General features: G+C 50.6%; 18 protein-coding genes and 1 pseudogene. 11 read left to right on the top strand and 8 right to left on the bottom strand.

All coding sequences use genetic code 11. The annotated features are described in order from the left end of the window. Positions 1-51 precede the first annotated feature (51 nt). Both AC5JO6_RS24205 and rbsK read right to left on the bottom strand, forming a co-directional pair. Entirely contained in the window at positions 52-1,557 is a 1,506-nt protein-coding gene (locus AC5JO6_RS24205; RefSeq protein WP_496083600.1) for a polysaccharide biosynthesis/export family protein, read from the bottom strand. Positions 1,558-2,294: 737 nt separating this feature from the next. Further along, complete coding sequence (gene rbsK, locus AC5JO6_RS24200) at positions 2,295-3,230, bottom strand: ribokinase (protein ID WP_496083599.1); 936 nt, start codon at positions 3,228-3,230, stop codon at positions 2,295-2,297. Between the two features lie 485 nt (positions 3,231-3,715). Between rbsK and AC5JO6_RS24195 the strand changes: the two genes are divergently transcribed. From AC5JO6_RS24195 to AC5JO6_RS24165, 7 genes and pseudogenes are all read left to right on the top strand, one after another. Next, positions 3,716-4,738 (top strand): ABC transporter substrate-binding protein, encoded by a 1,023-nt coding sequence (locus AC5JO6_RS24195; RefSeq protein WP_496083598.1) that lies wholly within the window; start codon positions 3,716-3,718, stop codon positions 4,736-4,738. Positions 4,739-4,847: 109 nt separating this feature from the next. Then, positions 4,848-6,401, top strand: a complete 1,554-nt coding sequence (locus AC5JO6_RS24190; protein WP_496083597.1) for a sugar ABC transporter ATP-binding protein — start codon at positions 4,848-4,850, stop codon at positions 6,399-6,401. Further along, positions 6,398-7,399, top strand: coding sequence for an ABC transporter permease subunit (locus AC5JO6_RS24185; protein ID WP_496083596.1), 1,002 nt, complete (start codon positions 6,398-6,400; stop codon positions 7,397-7,399). The genes AC5JO6_RS24190 and AC5JO6_RS24185 overlap by 4 nt, the downstream gene beginning before the upstream one ends. A gap of 369 nt (positions 7,400-7,768) precedes the next feature. Next, on the top strand, positions 7,769-8,707 hold the full coding sequence (locus tag AC5JO6_RS24180) for a GAF domain-containing protein (RefSeq protein ID WP_496083595.1): 939 nt from the start codon (positions 7,769-7,771) through the stop codon (positions 8,705-8,707). A 120-nt stretch (positions 8,708-8,827) separates the two neighbouring features. After that, positions 8,828-9,565 carry a hypothetical protein gene (locus AC5JO6_RS24175; protein WP_496083594.1) on the top strand — a complete coding sequence of 246 codons (738 nt, stop codon included), beginning with the start codon at positions 8,828-8,830 and terminating at the stop codon, positions 9,563-9,565. Between the two features lie 377 nt (positions 9,566-9,942). After that, a complete protein-coding gene (locus tag AC5JO6_RS24170; RefSeq protein ID WP_496083593.1) occupies positions 9,943-11,622 on the top strand; it encodes a GMC oxidoreductase in 1,680 nt (559 codons plus the stop codon). A gap of 488 nt (positions 11,623-12,110) precedes the next feature. After that, positions 12,111-12,761: pseudogene (locus AC5JO6_RS24165) on the top strand (toll/interleukin-1 receptor domain-containing protein); the annotation flags it as partial. 384 nt (positions 12,762-13,145) lie between these two features. Here the strand turns inward: AC5JO6_RS24165 and AC5JO6_RS24160 are convergent. Together AC5JO6_RS24160 and AC5JO6_RS24155 are read right to left on the bottom strand one after the other, a co-directional pair. Beyond that, positions 13,146-13,565, bottom strand: coding sequence for a hypothetical protein (locus tag AC5JO6_RS24160; RefSeq protein WP_496083592.1), 420 nt, complete (start codon positions 13,563-13,565; stop codon positions 13,146-13,148). 35 nt (positions 13,566-13,600) lie between these two features. Next, positions 13,601-14,065, bottom strand: coding sequence for a hypothetical protein (locus AC5JO6_RS24155; protein WP_496083591.1), 465 nt, complete (start codon positions 14,063-14,065; stop codon positions 13,601-13,603). 68 nt (positions 14,066-14,133) lie between these two features. On the opposite strand from AC5JO6_RS24155, the gene AC5JO6_RS24150 reads away from it, so the two are divergent. Further along, entirely contained in the window at positions 14,134-14,280 is a 147-nt protein-coding gene (locus tag AC5JO6_RS24150) for a hypothetical protein (protein ID WP_496083590.1), read from the top strand. A 27-nt stretch (positions 14,281-14,307) separates the two neighbouring features. Here AC5JO6_RS24150 and AC5JO6_RS24145 read toward each other — a convergent pair whose 3' ends face one another. Then, the gene (locus AC5JO6_RS24145; RefSeq protein WP_496083589.1) at positions 14,308-14,787 is read right to left on the bottom strand and encodes a nucleoside deaminase; all 480 of its coding nucleotides are present in this window, start codon (positions 14,785-14,787) and stop codon (positions 14,308-14,310) included. 11 nt (positions 14,788-14,798) lie between these two features. Further along, the gene (gene hpxO / locus AC5JO6_RS24140) at positions 14,799-15,962 is read right to left on the bottom strand and encodes an FAD-dependent urate hydroxylase HpxO (protein ID WP_496083588.1); all 1,164 of its coding nucleotides are present in this window, start codon (positions 15,960-15,962) and stop codon (positions 14,799-14,801) included. A 231-nt stretch (positions 15,963-16,193) separates the two neighbouring features. Here hpxO and AC5JO6_RS24135 point away from each other — a divergent pair, with 231 nt between their 5' ends. After that, positions 16,194-16,445 carry a hypothetical protein gene (locus AC5JO6_RS24135; protein WP_496083587.1) on the top strand — a complete coding sequence of 84 codons (252 nt, stop codon included), beginning with the start codon at positions 16,194-16,196 and terminating at the stop codon, positions 16,443-16,445. Positions 16,446-16,454: 9 nt separating this feature from the next. On the opposite strand, the gene AC5JO6_RS24130 is transcribed toward AC5JO6_RS24135, so the two are convergent. Next, entirely contained in the window at positions 16,455-17,123 is a 669-nt protein-coding gene (locus AC5JO6_RS24130) for a hypothetical protein (protein WP_496083586.1), read from the bottom strand. A gap of 110 nt (positions 17,124-17,233) precedes the next feature. Here AC5JO6_RS24130 and AC5JO6_RS24125 point away from each other — a divergent pair, with 110 nt between their 5' ends. Beyond that, positions 17,234-17,746: a DUF4112 domain-containing protein gene (locus AC5JO6_RS24125; protein WP_496083585.1), complete on the top strand. Its 513-nt coding sequence runs from the start codon at positions 17,234-17,236 to the stop codon at positions 17,744-17,746. Here the strand turns inward: AC5JO6_RS24125 and AC5JO6_RS24120 are convergent. Continuing rightward, positions 17,715-18,185 (bottom strand): GNAT family N-acetyltransferase, encoded by a 471-nt coding sequence (locus AC5JO6_RS24120; RefSeq protein WP_496083584.1) that lies wholly within the window; start codon positions 18,183-18,185, stop codon positions 17,715-17,717. The genes AC5JO6_RS24125 and AC5JO6_RS24120 overlap by 32 nt on opposite strands. A gap of 241 nt (positions 18,186-18,426) precedes the next feature. On the opposite strand from AC5JO6_RS24120, the gene AC5JO6_RS24115 reads away from it, so the two are divergent. Then, positions 18,427-19,038 (top strand): diheme cytochrome C, encoded by a 612-nt coding sequence (locus AC5JO6_RS24115; RefSeq protein ID WP_496083583.1) that lies wholly within the window; start codon positions 18,427-18,429, stop codon positions 19,036-19,038. Positions 19,039-19,432 lie beyond the last annotated feature (394 nt).

Below are 19,432 nucleotides of genomic sequence, written 5' to 3'. Positions count from 1 at the left end.
GTCCGTCCCAAGATTGCATGTTCAGTGAAGTAAGAGGTAGGGTAACAGCCGTTAGAGACCAAAAATGTTGAGGATAGAGAAGATACTGTTGAACGGCGACAGGACAGTGCCTAGACCATCGGTGAAGCTGGTCAGACCAGAACGTCCCACGACAATAATGTCGTTGTTCCGCAGCGCCGGATTCGTTTGGTCGTTAATGCCCCGAGCCAAGTCAATTGAAACTTCTCGCTTAGTGACCGTGCCATCTGGGTTCAAGCGAATCAGGTCAACTGACTTTTTGCGGGCGCGTCGAGGATCAAACCCACCCGCTGCCAGCAATGCCTGGTTGAGCGGCGTGTTGGGTGGTACTTGCACAACGCCGGGTTGTTTCACCTCACCCACTACATTGATCCGAATCGTATCGGGAGAGAAACTGGCGCTGGCAATTTCAGAGGCTTCTGCTGGCGTGAGATTCGTTGCCGTTGGAATGACAACGGTATCACCCGTTTGCAAAATGGTGTCCTGACGAAGATCGCCGTCTTTAATCAGTCGTTGCAAATTAACATCGATCGATCGTTCTTCACCCGATCGCGTGAGTCGTCGAATTTGAATACGGCGAATATCCGCCATCGGTTTAATGCCACCTGCCACTTGAAGAGCGCGTGTCACCGTTGGTAAAGGATTCGTAGTCTGGTTTACGCCCTGGGTTACAGTTGTTTGGGTTGATACCCCTGGTATACCAGCAGTGCCCGTTCGGGCATCACTCGTCACCGTGTAGGAACCTGGACGGAATACTTCACCGACGACCGCGATCGTGATGGGTTGTCCCTGATCGGCAGCAAATGTTGCATCTGCTAACTGTGCAGACTCCGCTAAGTTGACATTTGTTGCCGTTGGAATCAGAATTGAATCGCCATCCCGCAATGCCAGGTCTTGTTGACGATCGCCAGTTTGCAGAAACTGCCAGAGATCAACCGTGACCGTCTGGTTACCGCCGACCCGTTGTGGTCGTCGAATTTGAATGTTTCTGACATCGGCTGCCTGGGTAATCCCCCCTGCCAATTTGAGCGCGCTGGTCAGGGTGGGAAACTGAGTGCCGCTGCTTATATTTTGCTGTGCCAGTGACACGGTGTAAGAGCCTGGTCGATTGATCTCTCCTGCAATGCTGACTGATACCGGACGGGGAGCGAGCAATGTGACCGTTGTCAGAGGGCGCTTAAAAAAGCGCAGGAACTTCTCCGAGAGAAGATTGCTTGCTTGCTTTAGCGTCAAACCTTTTACTGATAGGCTACCCACTAGCGGCAAATTGAGGGTGCCGTCTACTAACACTTGAAATCTGCCGTTTTGCCCACTAAATTCCGGAGCATCGAAGATGTCAAGTTGGATTTGATCGCCTGCCCCAAGGGTATACGCTTCATTGATCGAAGACAGTGGCAGGGCTGTTACGGGCGGGAGAGCAGCCTGTTGTTTTTGAAAAACAGGTGTGGTCGCCAAACTAACAGGGACAGTGCCAACGGTTGCTATGCCTAAGAGGGTGAGACCTACTACCGATCGAAGATTGTGTTTGGAGTCAGCCATACCTTGTAGATACCTGTAAACATCGGGTTAGAAATCGCAGGGAACCCTCTAACTCAATCTTTACAGTGACAGCTACTTTAATCAGGACGTTTTAAGTAACGTAATTTTGAGCTACAGATGACGCGAAAGATGAATGAGTCCTCCTTGTAAAGGAAGTATTATAGCGGTTCCTAATCCGGTGAAATACAGTTGCAAAGAGGCAGAAGGCAGACTTCGGCGTGAGCGCTCAGTCGAACGAAGGCAGAGGGCAGAAGTTCAAAAGCACGGCGGCTTTCCTTCTGCCTCCTGCCTCCTGCCTTCTGCCTTAAAACCTCAGCCCTGATACCGCACTCTAACGGGAACCGCTATATGCTAACAACACAGTAACTTCATCCAAACTTTGCGGTAGGTCTTGGACGTTTTCAAGAAAAGTTTTAGCGTTTGTTCCCTGCCCTCAGTTCTGAGGCTTCTGAAATCAACGTTTCTTTCAAAGGAAGAATGAGTAGACATTTCAGATAGTAATTTTTTGGCAGAAAACTCATACCTTGATCGATTTCATGAAATGAACTACAGACACCTACCGTTGAATTCTTGAAGCCATCAAATACTCTGATCCACTAAGAGCTTGCTAAAAAATAACGGCACACTTTTGGATCAGCGATCAGCTTTTCGCTGACGGTTGACGGCTGACCGCTACAGACCATGCTGTTATTTCTGTACAACTCCTAAGGGCGTTGTTCTCCTGCCGGAACGCTTAGCTAAGCCCGATCGTGCTGCTTGAGAAACACCTCAGCCGTAGCGCGATCGGGCAGCGATGACTGTGCCCCTTCCTTCGTGGCAGCCAACGCTCCAGTTGCTGCACCCCACGTCGTTGCCTGCCGAATGGAACGCCCTTCTGCTAGAGCAGCCGCGAGTCCACCATTGAACGCATCACCCGCCGCTACCGTATCGATCGCCTGCACTGAAAATGCGGGTACAAAAAAAGCGTCGTCCGGTGTCGCGCAAAACGCTCCCTCTGCACCAAGCTTAATTACAACGGTCTCAACACCGCGCTGGTGAAGCACGGCAGCAGCTTGCGCGGCTGTTGCAGGGTCATGCACTGGAAACCCTACCAATTGAGCCGCTTCGACAGCATTTGGCGTCATGATGCTGATGAGGGCATAGAGGTCGGCAGGAAGATCCGCCCGTGCGGGGGCTGGATCAAGAATTACGCGCACGCCTGCTTTGTGCGCGGCTTTTGCGGCTGCCAATACAGCAGGAAGGGGAATTTCCAATTGCAGCAGGAGGGCAGCAGTCCCAGGTAGGCGTTTCGTCAAGCGATCGACATCTGAAGCACCGATCGTTCCGTTTGCCCCCGGAATCACAATGATATGATTCTCGCTCTGATCATCGACAGCGATCATTGCTACACCAGAAGATTGAGATTCATCCACCAACACATCCGTTGTCTCAACGCCAGCCGCTTGTAGGCTAGAGAGCAACGTCTGCCCAAAATCATCGCCTCCTACACGCCCAACCATCACAGTCGGAATGTTTAGCCGCGCTAACGCTACTGCTTGATTTGCACCCTTGCCACCGGGAATAGTTGCAAAGCTGGAGCCAAGCAGGGTTTCACCCGGAACAGGTAATGATCGCGTTCTGGCAACTAAATCCATATTGATGCTGCCAAAAACAATAATGTGTGTTGGGTTCATGAGAGTTTTGTAAGAGCTTAAATGAGCGGTTAGGAGTTACTTTTTATTAAGTCTGCTGCCAGCTTAATAGTAGGAGAAAAGCTGAAACAAGCCAGCAGTAGAGTTTTGAATACATCGACATTAGGAATCTATCTTTAGGAATAGACGATCGATGTATGAGTTTATTTTGCAAACCGTCACGGTAGGATAGACCTTAGAGAGTTGATTGAACCACGATCTGTAACTTCTAATAACAACATTATTTCAGTCGTTTTGGCTGTTGGCTACATTCATCTCGTACTCATTCAAGGATGTTTTAGCAAAAAAAGTGTCGAAGCAATGCATGTCAATAGATTCCTGAATTGAAAAAACGAAGTTGTGAAAAGCTACAGTGTAGACGTTCGTAGCAGCGCTTGATTTGAGCTTAGATAACTCAAGTTGATCTCTGTTGTGGATTGATTTATAGATCTTGATTCTTCTGACTTTCTGTTAACAAATTGGCAGGAATGAACGTGAAGAAGATTGCCGTGAAGAAGACTGCGATGCGTAGCGCGATGCGACAAAGCAGCATTATGGCTGGTATCGTTAGTTTGCTTGTCAGCGTGGTTGCTTGTACACCTGCTACTCAAACGACTGTTAAGCAGACAGTTCAAACGGGTAATTTGAAGTCGATCGCTGTAACCGTTGGTGACCTCAGTAATCCCTTTTTTGTGCTCATGGGTCGGGGTGCCGAAGCTGAGGCGAAAAAGATCGGTGGTGACAGCGTGAGAACGACGATCGTCTCTAGTGGTTATGACCTGAACCAACAGTTTAATCAGATTGAAAACTTCGTTGCGTCGAATACAAATGTCATCATTCTAAACGCAGCTGACAGTAAAGGGATTGCGCCAGCCGTAGCAAAGGCAAAGCAAGCAGGGGCAATCATCATTGCGGTGGATACAAGCGCTGAGGGCGGTGTGGATGCCACGATTACGTCTAACAATGTGCAGGCGGGTGAACTGAGTTGTCAATACATTGTCGATCGCCTCAAAGGTAAAGGCAATGTTGTGATTGTGAATGGTCCGCCCGTAAATTCAGTGCTCGATCGCATCAAAGGCTGTGAAGATGTCTTTGCTAAAAACCCCGGCATTAAGGTGTTATCCAAAGACCAAAATGCAGAAGGTAGCCGCGATGGTGGCTTGCGGGTAATGACCGATTTGCTGACATCCTTTCCCAAAATTGATGCCGTTTTTTCGATCAATGATCCCAGTGGGATTGGTGCCGAACTAGCAGCAAAGCAGGCAAAACGCAGCGAGTTTTTCATCGTCAGTGTAGACGGTGCGCCCGAAGCAAAACAGGCGATCGAAGACCCTAAAAGCCTTTTCGTTGCCACTGCTGCTCAAAATCCATTAGGCATGACGCAAAAAGCAGTTCAAGTCGGCAATGATATTTTACACGGCAAAAAACCAGCCGATCCCAACATTTTGATTCCTGTTAAATTGATTACCCGTGATAACGTCAGCCAATACAAAGGTTGGACAGGAGAATGAAGCGGTTAGGAGTTAGCGGTCAGCCGTCAGCATGGAATTCAAAGCTGATAGCTGATAGCTGATAGCTGAAAACGCAATCTTTAAACAACCATTTCATAGGAAGTCATTCATGACAATCGATACACAAACATCTGGTTCTAATACGTCGATCGCCACACCCGTTTTAGAAATGCGGGACATTACCAAACGCTTTAATGGTGTGCCAGCGTTGCAAAACGTCAACTTAACGATCTACCCCGGTGAAGTTCATGCGCTGATGGGCGAAAACGGCGCAGGCAAAAGTACGCTAATGAAAATTCTGGCGGGCGCTTATATTGCCGATGAGGGCGAAATTCGCATCAATGGCGAAGTCGTAGATATTGCTGATCCAGGTCGGGCACGACGAGCGGGTATCACGCTGATTTATCAGGAGTTGAATGTTGCGCCGAACCTGACCGTAACGGAAAACATTTTCATGGGCAGTGAGTTGCGGCGGGGACAGTTTCTCGATCGCGCCCAGATGGAACGTCAGGCAACCGCTGTGTTGGCAAGTTTAGGGGCAGATTTTGCGCCCAATGATGTGGTGTCTAGCTTGTCGATCGCCGAGCAGCAGCAGCTTGAAATTGCCCGTGCTCTCAAAGACAAAAGCCGCATTTTGGTGATGGATGAACCGACAGCGGCATTGTCCGATCGTGAAGCAGAGCGCCTGTTTGAAGTGATCCAAAAACTCCGCAGCGACGGCATTGCCATCATCTACATCAGTCACCGCATGGAAGAAGTCTATGCGCTGGCAGATCGCATTAGCGTCCTGCGCGACGGCGAATACGTCGGTAGCCTGACCCGCGACGAGATTTCGGCAGACCGTTTGGTGCAAATGATGGTCGGCAGAGACGTTGGAGACTTTTATGAACATCAGCGGCAAACCAATGTGGGTGCGGCTGTTCTGGAGGTGAGAAATATCAGCGATGGACACAAAGTAAAGCCCGCGAATCTGACCCTTCATGCAGGTGAAATTGTCGGGCTGTCGGGCTTAGTCGGCGCAGGACGGACAGAACTGTCGCGGCTGATCTTTGGGGCTGACCCGAAGGCAAGTGGTGAAGTCTTTTTGCACGGAAAGAAGCTGGAGATTCATTCGCCCGGTGATGCGATCGCTGCTGGCATTGGCTATGTGCCCGAAGACCGCAAAGATCAGGGCTTGTTTCTGGAAATGAGTTCGGGTAAAAACATTGCCCTCAATTCGCTCAAGCAAGATTCCAAAGCGGGAATTATCAACTTTGGCACGATCGGCAAAATCGCATCAGAGGCGGTGGAAAACTTCAACATCCGACTGGCAAACCTGGAGATTCGTGCGATGGATTTGTCGGGTGGCAATCAGCAAAAGCTGCTGCTGGCACGCTGGCTGGCAATCAAACCCAGAGTGCTGCTGCTGGATGAACCCACTCGTGGCGTTGATATTGGTGCCAAAAGCGAAATCTATCGCATCATCAGTGACCTTGCCGCGCAAGGCGTTGCCATTCTCATGGTGTCGAGCGAACTGGCAGAAATTGTGGGCATGAGCGATCGCGTCCTCGTCATGCGCGAAGGGCAGCTAGTGGGCGAATTGGGCGGCACCACAGGGATTGACATTACGCAGGAGAACATCATGGCTTACGCAACAGGCGCTTCGGAGGTAACCGCATCATGAGTCAAACGGAATTAAGACCAGTGGGTGGCAATGCAAGCGATCGACCCAAAGCGCGATCGCGGGGCAGCACGAAAAATTGGCTACAACTAGCAGGCATTCTGCCAATTTTGCTGCTGATTTGTATTCTTTTTACCGTTCTCTCGCCGAGCTTTCTCACACCTGGCAACCTGGTCAACATTGCCCGCCAGTCTTCCATCAATATTGTGCTGGCAACTGGGATGACGTTTGTCATTCTGACGGGTGGCATTGATCTGTCTGTGGGTTCCATCCTGGGTGTATCGGCGGTCGTTGCCGTTCTGGTATCACTGTTACCCGCCTTAAGCTGGGCAGCTATTCCTGTAGCACTGCTCACAGGGTTGCTGATGGGGCTGGCAAATGGTGCTCTGATTGCCTTTCTGGATTTGCCGCCGTTTATCGTTACCCTGGGCGCACTGACCGCATGGCGAGGTGGGGCATATCTCGTGGCAAACGGTACGACGGTCATCAACCGCGATCTCGGTTTCGCCTGGATTGGCAATGACTATTTTGGTCCGCTGCCCTGGCTAGTGGTCATTGCGCTGCTGGCGATCGGCGCAAGCTGGTTCGTCCTAAGGCGCACCGTCCTGGGCGTACAAATCTATGCGGTCGGCGGCAATCAACGTGCCGCACGTCTGACAGGTATCAAGGTCAACCGCGTGCTGCTGTTTGTGTATGGTGTCAGCGGTTTGCTGGCAGGGCTGGCAGGCGTTATGAGTTCCAGCCGTCTCTACAGTGCGACGGGGATGCTGGGCAACGGGTATGAACTGGACGCGATCGCCGCTGTCATCTTAGGCGGCACCAGCTTCACAGGTGGCATTGGCACCATGCCCGGAACCTTACTCGGTGCATTGATCATCGCTGTACTGAACAACGGTTTGACGCTGCTGAATATGTCCTATTTCTGGCAGCTAGTCGTTAAAGGTCTGGTGATTATTATTGCCGTGACGATCGATCGACTCCGCAGACGCGGTGCACGGTAAGAGGCAGAAGGCAGTTTATAGAGGTGCTCATACCGAACGAAACATTTGAGTTCGGGGCTTACGCAGGAACCAGGAAGACCTACTGTTGGGTTGACGGACAAAGCTCCTCAAAGGCTGGTCGCTTGGTTTGTAATGCAATAGCTCCACTAGTTGTCGCGGGTTTAAGCGGCTGACCTGCAAAAAAGCAGCGAGGAGGTAGTAACGCTGAGTAGGGATGTAGTAAAAGGTACAAGCTAAAACGGTCAACGCTTGATGGCAATCATAAACTTGACTCAGGTGAATTACTTACGTTGCTTCACTGAGACTTCACAGATCATTCGTGTTTTTTCCTGCAAAATACAGAGACAGGAAGAATAACACGAATGTTCCATGATTGACATTCATGCAGAAATAAAAAGGCTCAAAGCGCTTGCGGCTGAGATCCGAGGGCAGGTTTACTTACAGGGTTGCCGCTTGGAACGAGCGACCGCAGGCGGTACTGCTAGTGGAAGCGGTCGTTTTGAAGCCCGATACGCACGACTTCGCAGCAGCAAAGGCGGGTTACTGCCCAATGGAGCAAAATCTCAATATATTTCATTGGAGCAGATTCCAGAAATGGAGGTTGCGATCGAACGGGGTCGGATGCTGCAAAGAATTGAAAAGCAGATCTCTAGACTGCAAGATAAAGCTGACAAGGCAATGGCAAAAGCAACCAAAGTCAGCACCTCAGTTGAAATTGACCGCTTCTGCAAGCACCTGTTTCGGTGGCTAAAAACCTACATGGCTGTCGATACGGTCACGCTTCTGCTGTCGGAGGCAAATACTCAAGACCTGACCGTCCGCTCCACGATCGGGCTTGAAGAGGAGATCACTCAACAGATTCGCATTCCGATTGGGCAAGGGTTTGCTGGTGGTATCGCTGCAAAGCAAGCACCGATGCTGGTCGAGGATTTGGCAGCGGTAGCTGTTGTAAGTCCAATTTTGCGGCATCGGGGTTTGCAATCAATGGTTGGCGTTCCCCTACAGCTTGGTTGTCATGGTGTCGGAGTGTTGCATGTTGGCACCTTTCGATCGCGCAAGTTTAATGAACGGGAGATTCAGCAGCTTCAACTAATGGTCGAGCTGCTGCAATCAGTGATTGCGAATGGAGCACTGTTGAACGTTGGATTCTACGGTACCTTCAACGCCACTTTCATCAGATGGTCAATCGTGCACTACTCAGGCTTTAAACAGCTTCGTCATCTGTTTTCTCAGATCACATCAGCGATTCAAACAGCGTTGTCTCTTAGATCCTGGTGGTTGATTAACTGGTCATATCGTCAGACATAACTTGCAGATGTCGCTCTTAAAGTGCGTCTGTAGTTAGGTTTAAGGGCTTAGCGACAATCTTCTACGTCACGTGCCAGGGCAACTCTGCTGCTGGAACAATTATTCTTTTAGGAGTCATCAGTGCACTTAATCGACTTTTTCGATCGCATATACATCATTCATCTGCCCGAGCGAGTTGATCGCTACCAAGCGCTAAGTTATGAACTAACGGGTTTGGGTATCGATATCAAAGACCCAAAGGTGCGCTTTCCAGCACCACCTCGCCCGACTGAAGCCAACGGCTTTCCTTCGATCGGGGTTTACAGCAATTTTATTAGACACCTGGGCATTCTCAAAGAAGCCCTTCAGGACGGTTTAGAACGGGTTTGGATTCTTGAAGACGATGCTATTTTTCGTCATACGCTGCGCCAAAAAGATGAACAGGAAAAGCTGATTCAGCGACTGTCTCAAAACGACTGGGATTTGTGCTACGTCGGTCATGCGATCAAGCGTCAGGCTCTGCGCCCCCATCAATCCGGTCTAGTGCCCTTCAAGGGAGAGTTTCTCTGGTCGCACTGCTACTGCGTTCACCCCAGAATTTTGCCGCAGTTGGTGCAATATTTTGAGGAGACGATCGTGAACCCGCCTGGGCACCCCAGAGGTGGACGCGTCTACATTGATGGCGCGTTCAACCTGTTCCGTCGTCTGCATCCAGAGGTTGTTACGTTGGTGAGCAATCCCAATTTATCGAGCCAAAAGGGGTCATGCAGTAACATAGCGTCGGGCGAGTGGTACGACCGTGTCCGGGTCACTAAACCTTTGGTCAATGCCAGCCGAGCGCTCCGCGATGAGCTATGGCGGGTAGGGAGTTTGCAGTAAGTCGTTGGACAGCAAACTATCTTAGAGCTTGCTAAAAAATAACGCCACACTTTTGGATCAGCTATCAGCTATCAGCTATCAGCTATCAGCTATCAGCTTTTCGCTGACGGCTGACGGCTGACGGCTACAGACCATGCTGTTATTTCTGTACAACTCCTTAGCACTTGTTTGCACTTGCCCGCTTGTGTAGATGGGTGCGTAACGAAATCATTCGGTTCGTAGTCTTTCGTCCTTTGACTTAGTGCCAGTCTCGCTCTCAACTGGCACAGACTAATTAGTTCTGGCACTCAGGTGTCATCGGACGACTTTGTGCTTGCCTTGCGTCCATTTGACGTGGCGATCGAATCAACCGCAATTCATTCTTATAGGAGTTTCTAATGCTGATTGATGCGTATACGCTGCCGGAGGATCACGTCGTTGAAACGGACATTTGTATTGTTGGCAGCGGTCCCGCTGGCATCAGTCTGGCTCGCGAATTTATCGGGTGCAATACCCAAGTATGTATGCTTGAAAGCGGCGGTCTGGACGCTGACCCACAGATACAAACTCTTACGCAGGCTAGCACAACGGGTGATTCCCGGATGTCACTGTTTTTAAGTCGTTACCGTCAGGTCGGCGGCAATTCTAATCAATGGGCGATTAAAATCGGCAACGGGCAAATGGGCGTGCGGTATGCACCCTTAGATGCGATCGATTTTGAGCAGCGTGATTGGCTGCCTTATAGCGGCTGGCCGTTTTCAAGAGCGCAGCTTAACCCCTACTATAAGCGTGCTCAGGCGGTCTGCAAAGCAGGTGTGCTGGATTATGAGGCGGATTGCTGGGAGAGCAAGGAGGTACGGCGGCTACCTCTGGATCGCGATCGCTTCACAACAACGATGTTCCAGTTTGGTCCCCGCAATGTCTTTGCTCAGGAATATCGGCAGGCATTAGCTCAAGCAGACAACATTACGCTTTACTACAACGCGACCGTTGTGGAACTTGTGGCGAATGAAGCCGCTAAAACCGTCACCCGTGTTCGCGTGACAAACCTTCAGGGCAGCCACTTTACCGTTGCCGCAAAAGTGTTTATCTTAGCCCAGGGTGGGCTAGAAAATGCTCGCTTGCTACTTGCATCCAATCAGCAGCAGACGTGCGGTTTGGGCAACCAGCATGACCTCGTGGGTCGCTTTTTCATGGATCATCCGTTGGTTGGCGGAGGGATGTTCAGACCCAACAACCCTAAACTGTTTGACCAGATGGCGCTCTATGATTTGCGGCAGGTGAATCAAGTGCCAGTGATGGGCAAGCTGACTCCAGCAAAAGCCCTCATGCAGCAGGAACAGTTGCTAAACGTGGGTGTTTTGCTGTTTCCTAGACCCAGTTTGCGACAGTTGAAGGCGATCGCCTCCTTCAAGTGTCTGCTCGAAGAGCTGGTTGATGGTAACCTGCCAGCTCAAATTCCTCAACAGTTGCTCAAGACACTTCAGGGACTCGACTATGTTGTGCTGGCTAACTACTTGGCAGCTAAGCATAAGCAGTCACTTTTGCACGGCTTTGGACGTGGGGGTTGGTCAGAGTTAGCCAACAATCAGCGTCGCTTCAAACAGTTTCAGTTGTTCTATCAGGTGGAGCAGGCTCCCAATCCTAGTAATCGCGTCACGCTGAGCGCCGATCGCGATCCGCTTGGGTGTCAAAAGCTTGAGTTGCACTGGCGATGGGGTGAACTGGATGCGAGCAGCATTCGCCGCACCCACGCACTGTTAGCCGCAGAGCTTGCTCGATCGGGCTTGGGTGAGCTTTTGTTAGAAGACCCTACTCGTGAACCGCAAGTCTTGACGGGCGGAGTGGCTCATCACATGGGCACAACTCGAATGCATGTTGATCCCAAGCAAGGCGTTGTGGATGAACAATGCCGCGTGCATGGAATTGACAACCTGTTTGTGGCTGGCAGCTCTGTGTTTCCTACAGGAGGCTATGCCAATCCGACACTAACCATTGTGGCGTTGTCTCTGCGACTAGCCGACCATGTTCAACAAAGGCTGCACCAGACACAGCGAACTGTGGTTGAGGTGATTTGAAAAGCAATGCAGCAGACTTCCTGCATGAATCAGATTTCACTTCCTTAGCGCCCAAAGCTCGGGGGAACCGAGCCTTAGCCTCCCTAAAACTGTAGCCCGATCGAGCATTCAACAAAGGGCGACGGTGAGGGTTTAGTCTTTGCGCAGGAGGTCTAATGGATTTCACCTATTAGCCTGTAATTGATTGCAGGGTAGGTGAGGGCGCTTGCAGAAAGAGTTTGCCCAGTCAAGCAACACTGCCTCTGTAACTGTATTTTCTAAATGCATCTACAGAGACTTTTTATGGAGGCACGATCGCACACGCTTTTGCAGGTTTGGGGATTGTGGCATAAATTGAGAGCGGGAAGACACTGTCGAGCAACTCTCACCCACAGCCTTATACTGATAAGCCGCTAACGCCTGCCATGAAAGGTTTCTTTGTCAGCGACACCGGAAACGATCGCGCCTGGGCAGAATGGGTGGCGTAGGTGCTGTAGGAGGCTGGCTACACGGTAGTCATTCAGGTATGGGACTTTCGCCCCGGCGGTAACTTTGTGCTGGATATGCAGAGAGCCGCGATCGACGCAACGAGGACGATCGCTATTCTCTCAACACTCTACCTGGAGAAAGCATTTCCACAGCCAGAGTGGGCAGCAGCGTTTGCCCAAGACCCAACCAGCGCTCAGCGCAAACTCATCCCAGTCAGAGCCGAGGACTGCCATCCACCCGGACTATTAGCACAGATTATCTATATCGATGTCTTTAACTGCGAGGAAACGGAGGCACAGCAGCGGTTACTTTCCGCAGTAACGGAGGGACGCATGAAACCTGCTCAGCGTCCCCGATTTCCAGGCAAAGTACCAGAGCGACTTGTACCAAACCATGTGCCTTTTCCGGGAGTTCCTACAATCAATCCTCAATTGGTTAGCTCAACCAGTTCACTGACAATCAGCGTAACGCCCTGGCAGCGACGACAACTAGAGGCACGACGAGAAACACTACTACCAGAGTGGAGGCTTCGCAGTCAGAAGCTGAAGCAACTGCGGACAGCATTGGCGATCGCAACAGACCCATCCACCAAGTTCCAGTTAGAACAGCAAATTCAAGCCGAGGAAGCGCACTTGACACAGTTAGCAACAGAACTTGATACCTTTGAATAAGTAAGCGGTTACCTGAGCTTGTGGATTGCGCGATCACCCCCTTCCCGTCGCGCTTCAAGCGCTGCTACTAGACAACATGCGCTAAATTCGATATTACAACGTGCATACAGACTTTTGACAGAGAAGATTTCTGTCCATAAGCATAGGGCATGTTACAAGTAACAATTGGAACCAAGTTACTCGTCCGGTTGATCAGAATGAACCCAGATGATCTCGAATCGCAAGCGGTATCAATCCTGGAATTGCTTGTGCATGTTTGACTCTTTGGGCATGGTGTTCAAGGCAATCAGTTCTACGACAGAATATTTGCCTGATTCTTTCCCAGTGCCCCGTTCTCTGGCAGTGCATCAGTAACGCGCTACTAGCTGCTGGTCGTCAGAAGCCTCAAGTGAAAAAATGCTTTACTGTGTTGGGGAAATGTCCTGGTAATAAATCAATGCCGATCGCAGATTTTAGTAGATAGATTGCCAGAAGAATGAATGCGCTAACTGTTAAGTTTGCTCCTAGCAAAATGATGACGATGGCGATCGTATTGCCAATCTGAGTCATGACGCGAGGAAGATATCTTCGCTGTTTGGCACGTCGATCTTTGCCAATAAAGAGCACTACGTAAAAACGGGAAACAATTAGATCAATGACAAAGCGCAGATCAACCAGCTTGGCAGATGGTTTAGGCATTGCTTCACTCAAAATCTGATGAAAGGCATCTAATTGCTCTGGTGTCAGGCTTTCTCGAATTGGCGAGGCAAGTTTTGACAAATAATAACTGGGTGTATGCGATGAGTAGTCAGAGCGATTCACCATTATTTCCTGTGTCTAAATTCCTACGTTTAAAGAGGCTATGGCAGCAAAAATCTGCTGTACTGTCCCAGGCTGAAACCAAGATTTGCCACGATCGCCAGCAAGCAAACCGTTTTTGTTCTGTTCCAACCGTTTGAGCGGAGAAATTGCTGAGTGAACGCCAGCTTGAACGTTAAAACCGTTGTTAAGAGCCAATTCAATAAAAGTTCAATTGCCCAATCCTGAGCGGGCGAGAGAGATGTATTACCCCCTACCAAAAACACTGCTTCACGGTGGAACAGTGTTGCGATCCAGAGCACACCGAGACCACAAACGATCGATCCGGCGATCGCGCCAACGCCAGCCCAAGCAAGGTAGAGCACAATAGCTTCGATGATCACCCAAATAGCAAAGGACGCGTTGTAGCTAATCAGCACCCAGCCTGCCATCCCACAGCCACAGAACAGCGTTAGCAATCGTACATTGGTTTCTCGGACGCTGCTTGACGACACTCTAAATTTCATTTGTCGGTCTCATTAGGCTATAACGCTTCTTCAGTGTTCCCAAAGATGCTGAAGAGAACGAGATTGTAGTGAGCATCTATGGAATCGTTTCGGACGCAACAGCAAAATTGTTGCTGTTGCTTGATGGTAAACCCGCTCCTACAGGTGTCTGCCGCGATCGCAATTTAATCTGGCATGACTGTAAAGGCTGTCTAAAGCCAATCATCAGAACGTGATAGCTGGCGGGTGATTGGCTACGAGGATCACCAAAAGTTGCGATGTACGTCGGTAATTTCCGCTTCCATTTCGGGAAACGGTCCCCAGACTTGGATGGCTTTTTGACCGCGATCGAACACGTCACGACATGGGAGATTCAACGTTGGATTCGCCTCATGATTGCCCGTTAATTCGAGCAACCGTGTCTCCGCAATGCCGTATACAAGGCGACCAACGTTTGCCCAGTACTGCGTTCCAGCGCACATCGCACAAGGTTCAGCCGTTGTATAAAGCGTGCAGCCCCAGAGGTAGTCCGATGAAAAATTGAGCCATGCCGTCCGAATCAGTACCGCTTCTGCATGATTGACCGTATCCACATTGCCCTGTTCCAACAGTACCGTTTCGCGATCGGGTGCCACTAACAGCGCTCCAAAGGGGTGATGCCCAAACTGACGCGACCGTATCGCCAGCTGATTTGCCCGCCGCAGATGCTGAATCATTTGTTCCTGCGTTGGCTCAGGCGGCATAGGCTACTCCGTCAACGCAACGGTCCACCTAAAATGGTCTTGGCGATGCCGTCGATCGTCTGTGTCCCATCGTCATACTTCAGCTCTTCGTACCACTGTTGAGTTTTTTCGGGATCTTTGCCATGAATCATGTCAGCGCGTTTGCGGGCACGCGTGATGATATCGGCAACGCGATCCTTTCGCTCTGCCTCATAGCGCTTGAGAGCATCGGCAACGCTGAGGTTGGTCGTTTTCAGATAGTTAGTGAGTACGAACGCATCCTCGATCGCCTGACTGCCGCCCTGCCCTAAATCGGGAGCAGTACCGTGTGCCGAATCGCCCAACAGTGCCACGCGACCACGCACCAGCGTTTCTAACGGCTCAATGTCGTGAATGAGCACACGGTTGGTTTTGGTCGGTTCCAAGCGTTGAATCAGCGCCTGCACGGGTAGTGCCCAACCGTCAAAGAAGTGCTTTAGCTCGGCACGAATGTCTCCCGCATCCTGTGCCTGTTCCTTTGGCATCGGCACATCAAAAAAGAAGTAGAAGCGATCGTCTGCGATCGGCATCAACGAGGCGCGTTTGTGCTCACCCACGTAGATCACCCAGCTCGTTTTGGGCGCGAGATCGTCTGTAGCAGGCACTAGACCGTTCCAGTTGACATAGCCGACATAGCGGCGATCGAGGGGATGCCCTACTACATAAGGACGTAGGCGCGAGTGGGTGCCATCTGCTGCCACCAGTACATCGCCTGTGGCGCTACTACCATCCTCAAAGAGAGCGGTGACGCTGTCAGCATCCTGCTCAACACCCACACACTTTGCACCCAGTTGTACATTTTCGGTGCCAAGCGCTTGCAGCAACATCTGCTGAAGTTCTGACCGCGCTACGGGATACGGTCGCTGCCCAACCTGCTCAATTAACGGCAACAGGCTAAAGTCGTTCAGCGTTTCCCCAGTGTGACGGTGATAGGACATGCGATCCATCTGTCCACCAATGCTGGCAATCTCGCTGGCTAACCCCAGATGATTCAACACTTTTACTCCGTTTGACCAGAGCGAAATGGCTGCTCCCGCAGGACGCAGTTCGCTGACGCGATCGTAAACTTTAACGGTGTAGCCCGCTTGCTGTAAGGCAATGCCTGTGGTCAAGCCACCCATCCCGGCACCGATGACGATGACCCTCAGGCTATCCATAACGCGCTCCTCCCAATACTTTCAAAAGACTCACAACTACTCCCAAAAAACTGAACTCTACGATACAAAATCCACCACCTGGATGATGTGTTTCTCAGCTTACCGTCTTACTCTAAAACCATTGGTCTAGGCGCGATTGATCAACATTTCGCTATCCCAGCCACACACTAACGCAAAGTGTGGGTGCGAGGCATAACGTTAATGACTTAAACCGCTAGGGATGGGAGTTTTATGAAACTACAATGGCAAGCTTATAAAGAATTGGAACTGATTCCTGACTCTGCACCGGAACCAAAGACGAATCGCTTAAATGGACTGTTACTTAATTACTTCTGGCGATCGCTCATTAATGCCCTTGCGCAAGAGCACTTTTATGAACAGCGACGAGACTATTTTGAACGATGCTGGGCGATCGACTACACCGATCCTTACACAACAGGGCACGCAGACCAACTCAAAAAGCTGCTAACGCTCATGAATTAGCATGAGACATTAGGTGAAAGAGTGAAAAACAGCGACCATTAACCCGTAGCCGAGAAATACCAATAACGTACCGATGAGGTCAAGCCTGGTCGTCGTTTGCTGCGGTTTGAGCCAAAAACTGAGTAGCCATGTCACCGATGGCATCACCGCCCATGTCAACAAAGAGCAACTGACCAAATTGCTCACAAACATTTGATACGGCTGTGCCCACGTTTCCATCAGCCGCAGTTTAGAAAACAGTAGCGTTTCCACCATCACCGTTGGATACAGCCCAAAGAGAACCGCAAAATTCTGTTTCCAGGCAGGTGGATTTGAACGCTTATCATTGGCATCAACGCGTTTAGAAAACCAGGCTTCCAAGCCCGTCAAGCCATTGCCAATATGATAACGATAGGCACCAAACCGTCGCTTTCCCAGGCTGATGAGACGATGGCGTGTATCTGAATCGAGCCACTGACTCAGGTTCGCAGGCGTGTCGAAATGCACCACGACATACCACTTATCTTGCGCTCCTTGAATGGCTGGAAAAACATCGGTTCGCAGGTAACCTTCAAACTCAGTCAAGCCCGATCGAATATCTGCCTGCCACTGCCGAAACTCTGACTCCTTTTTAGCAGGGATGCGATCATACTCAATCACAATGCTGCTATTGGGCACTGGCTCAACTTGATTAGTCATACATAGAGGATGAATAGAGGTGGCGAGAGCAGCAGTAGATCGCTTTACAGCAGGCATGGTTGGAATGTACCACTGTAGCTTGATGCAGTTTAGAGCAGGATCGGTATTCTGTGGATAGCCCCTACACTAACGCCATGCCCGTCAGCTCCCCTCAAAACGCCAACAAACCCTCGGCGCTTCAACGCATTCGTCTCGTTACCCATCTGCTCGAAAACGCGATCGCCATTCCTGGCACCCGCATTCGGTTTGGGCTTGATCCAATCTTGGGATTGCTGCCTGGTGCAGGCGATTTTCTCGGCGCTGCTGTTTCTGCTTACATTGTTATTGAAGCGGCTCGGTTTGGTTTGCCGCGAGAAACCTTGGTGCAGATGGTGACAAATCTGGTACTCGATTCGGTGGGTGGTTCACTGCCCGTCTTGGGCGATGTGTTTGATGCGACCTGGAAAGCCAATAGCCGCAACTTGGCACTTTTAGAAGCCCATGTTGCCACGCCGTTACCCACTAAAGCTGCCGATCGCCGCTTCGTCATCTTGATTGTTCTTGCACTGATCGTACTGCTGATTGGCATTGCTGCCGTTGCGACGCTGCTGATTACTTGGCTAGTGAAGACGATATCTGGGTAGCTGTAGACTGCGATCGCGGCGTGGCGATCGGCTGATTCTGTAACACCATTGTCGTGCTGGTATTGCACTCAAAACCAATGCGTTTGTAAAACGACTGCTGATGCGTTGTCATCAGATAAATACGCTCAACGCGACTCATCTTGGGATGGCTCAACACTGTCTGGACGAGCTTCCGTCCCAGTCCGGCACCCTGATACTCAGGATGAATCACAACATCCCAAATAGTGGCGCGGTAGACACCATCAGAGGTCGCTCTGGCAAAACCAATTAGATAATCGTCATCCCAGGCGGTAATGACGGGATCACTATTGGCGATCGCCAGTGCCATATCTTCAGCGGAGCGATCGGCTGCCCAAAAAGCAGCAACCTGGAAGAGCGCCTGAAGCTGGATCAAATCCACACGCCTCTGTGCAGCAAATCGAATCTGACGACAATCCATTCAGATATCACTGTAATAACGTTTGTTGCTTTAACATAATCTAACTTCACGTTACCGAATTTCATCAAAGGCGACATTGTCTGCTCAAAGGGAACTCGTTGCCACAATTTAGACTCTTACATCATGAAAGCTTGACCTCTGCCAGCTAGAATACACAAAGCAGTTATCAGCCTCCGGTTTTGCGGTTTGCTGCCATTTGCCCAAAACCTAACGCTCATAACTCAAACATTCTCGTTTCTCTATGCCCCATCCTGTCCGCCAACGTTCTCGTGACGCGCTCCTCCGATTGACTGATCGGTGGCACTTACGCAAGCGAGGACGATCGCTCATCGTTTTGCTGCTTTTGCTGCTGACTTGGAGCCTTTGCCTGGGATGGGGACTGGCGCAAGCAAAAGAACCGCGCGCGATCGCACCAGTTGCACAGCCCCTGCCAGCATCAACGGCTGTACAGCCGATCGGCACCGTTGACGCTATACCAAAAGGCTTCAAGCTCGGTCAGGACATCTATCTTGAGAATTGCGCGAGCTGCCACATCGGCATACCGACACAGGTCATGCCCACCGAAACCTGGCGACAGCTGATTCAAGATTCCCAGCATTACGGTGTCCAGATTCAGCCGCTCGTTGCCCCCAACCTGCAAATCGTCTGGCAATATATTCGTACCTTCTCACGCCCTCAGTCCGCAGACGAAGACATTCCCTATCGAGTCTACCAATCGCGCTACTTCAAAGCCTTGCACCCCAAAGTCAAGCTACCGACGCGAGCCGGACTGAGCAGTTGTCTCTCTTGCCATCCCGGCGCTGATAAATATGACTTCCGCAGCCTCACGGCTGAGTGGCAGAACGCGCCTTAGGAAAGGCTGAGGGCTTAAAGTATAACTAGCGCGATGTGCGACTTTCCTGAAACGCCTGCTGAGACACCCACCCTTCGGGAAGCAAGCTACACCCTAGCCCTCTTCCAGAAGGAGAGGGAACTGAAAAGTCCGAAAGCCCTTCTCCGTAGGGAGAAGGGTGGGGATGAGGGCAAATTTACTTGCACATCGCGTTAACTACTAAGCCTTTAGCCTTGCCAACCCCGCCTCACTTCTAATTGCGGTGATAGGATTAAGGTAGACCAAGCTAATGCTTTAGAGACACGTCTCAGAGGTATGTCCTGACGATTCGAGGGCTTACTAGGCGTAATCAAGGCATCGTATCTTTAGATTATTGAACACACTTTCCAGGACTAGGAACCGTTTATCTTTCTGC

It is taken from the genome of Tildeniella sp., assembly GCF_059505325.1.
The sequence above is the reverse complement of the archived record's forward strand: the minus strand, read 5'-3'. Positions and strand labels throughout refer to the sequence as shown.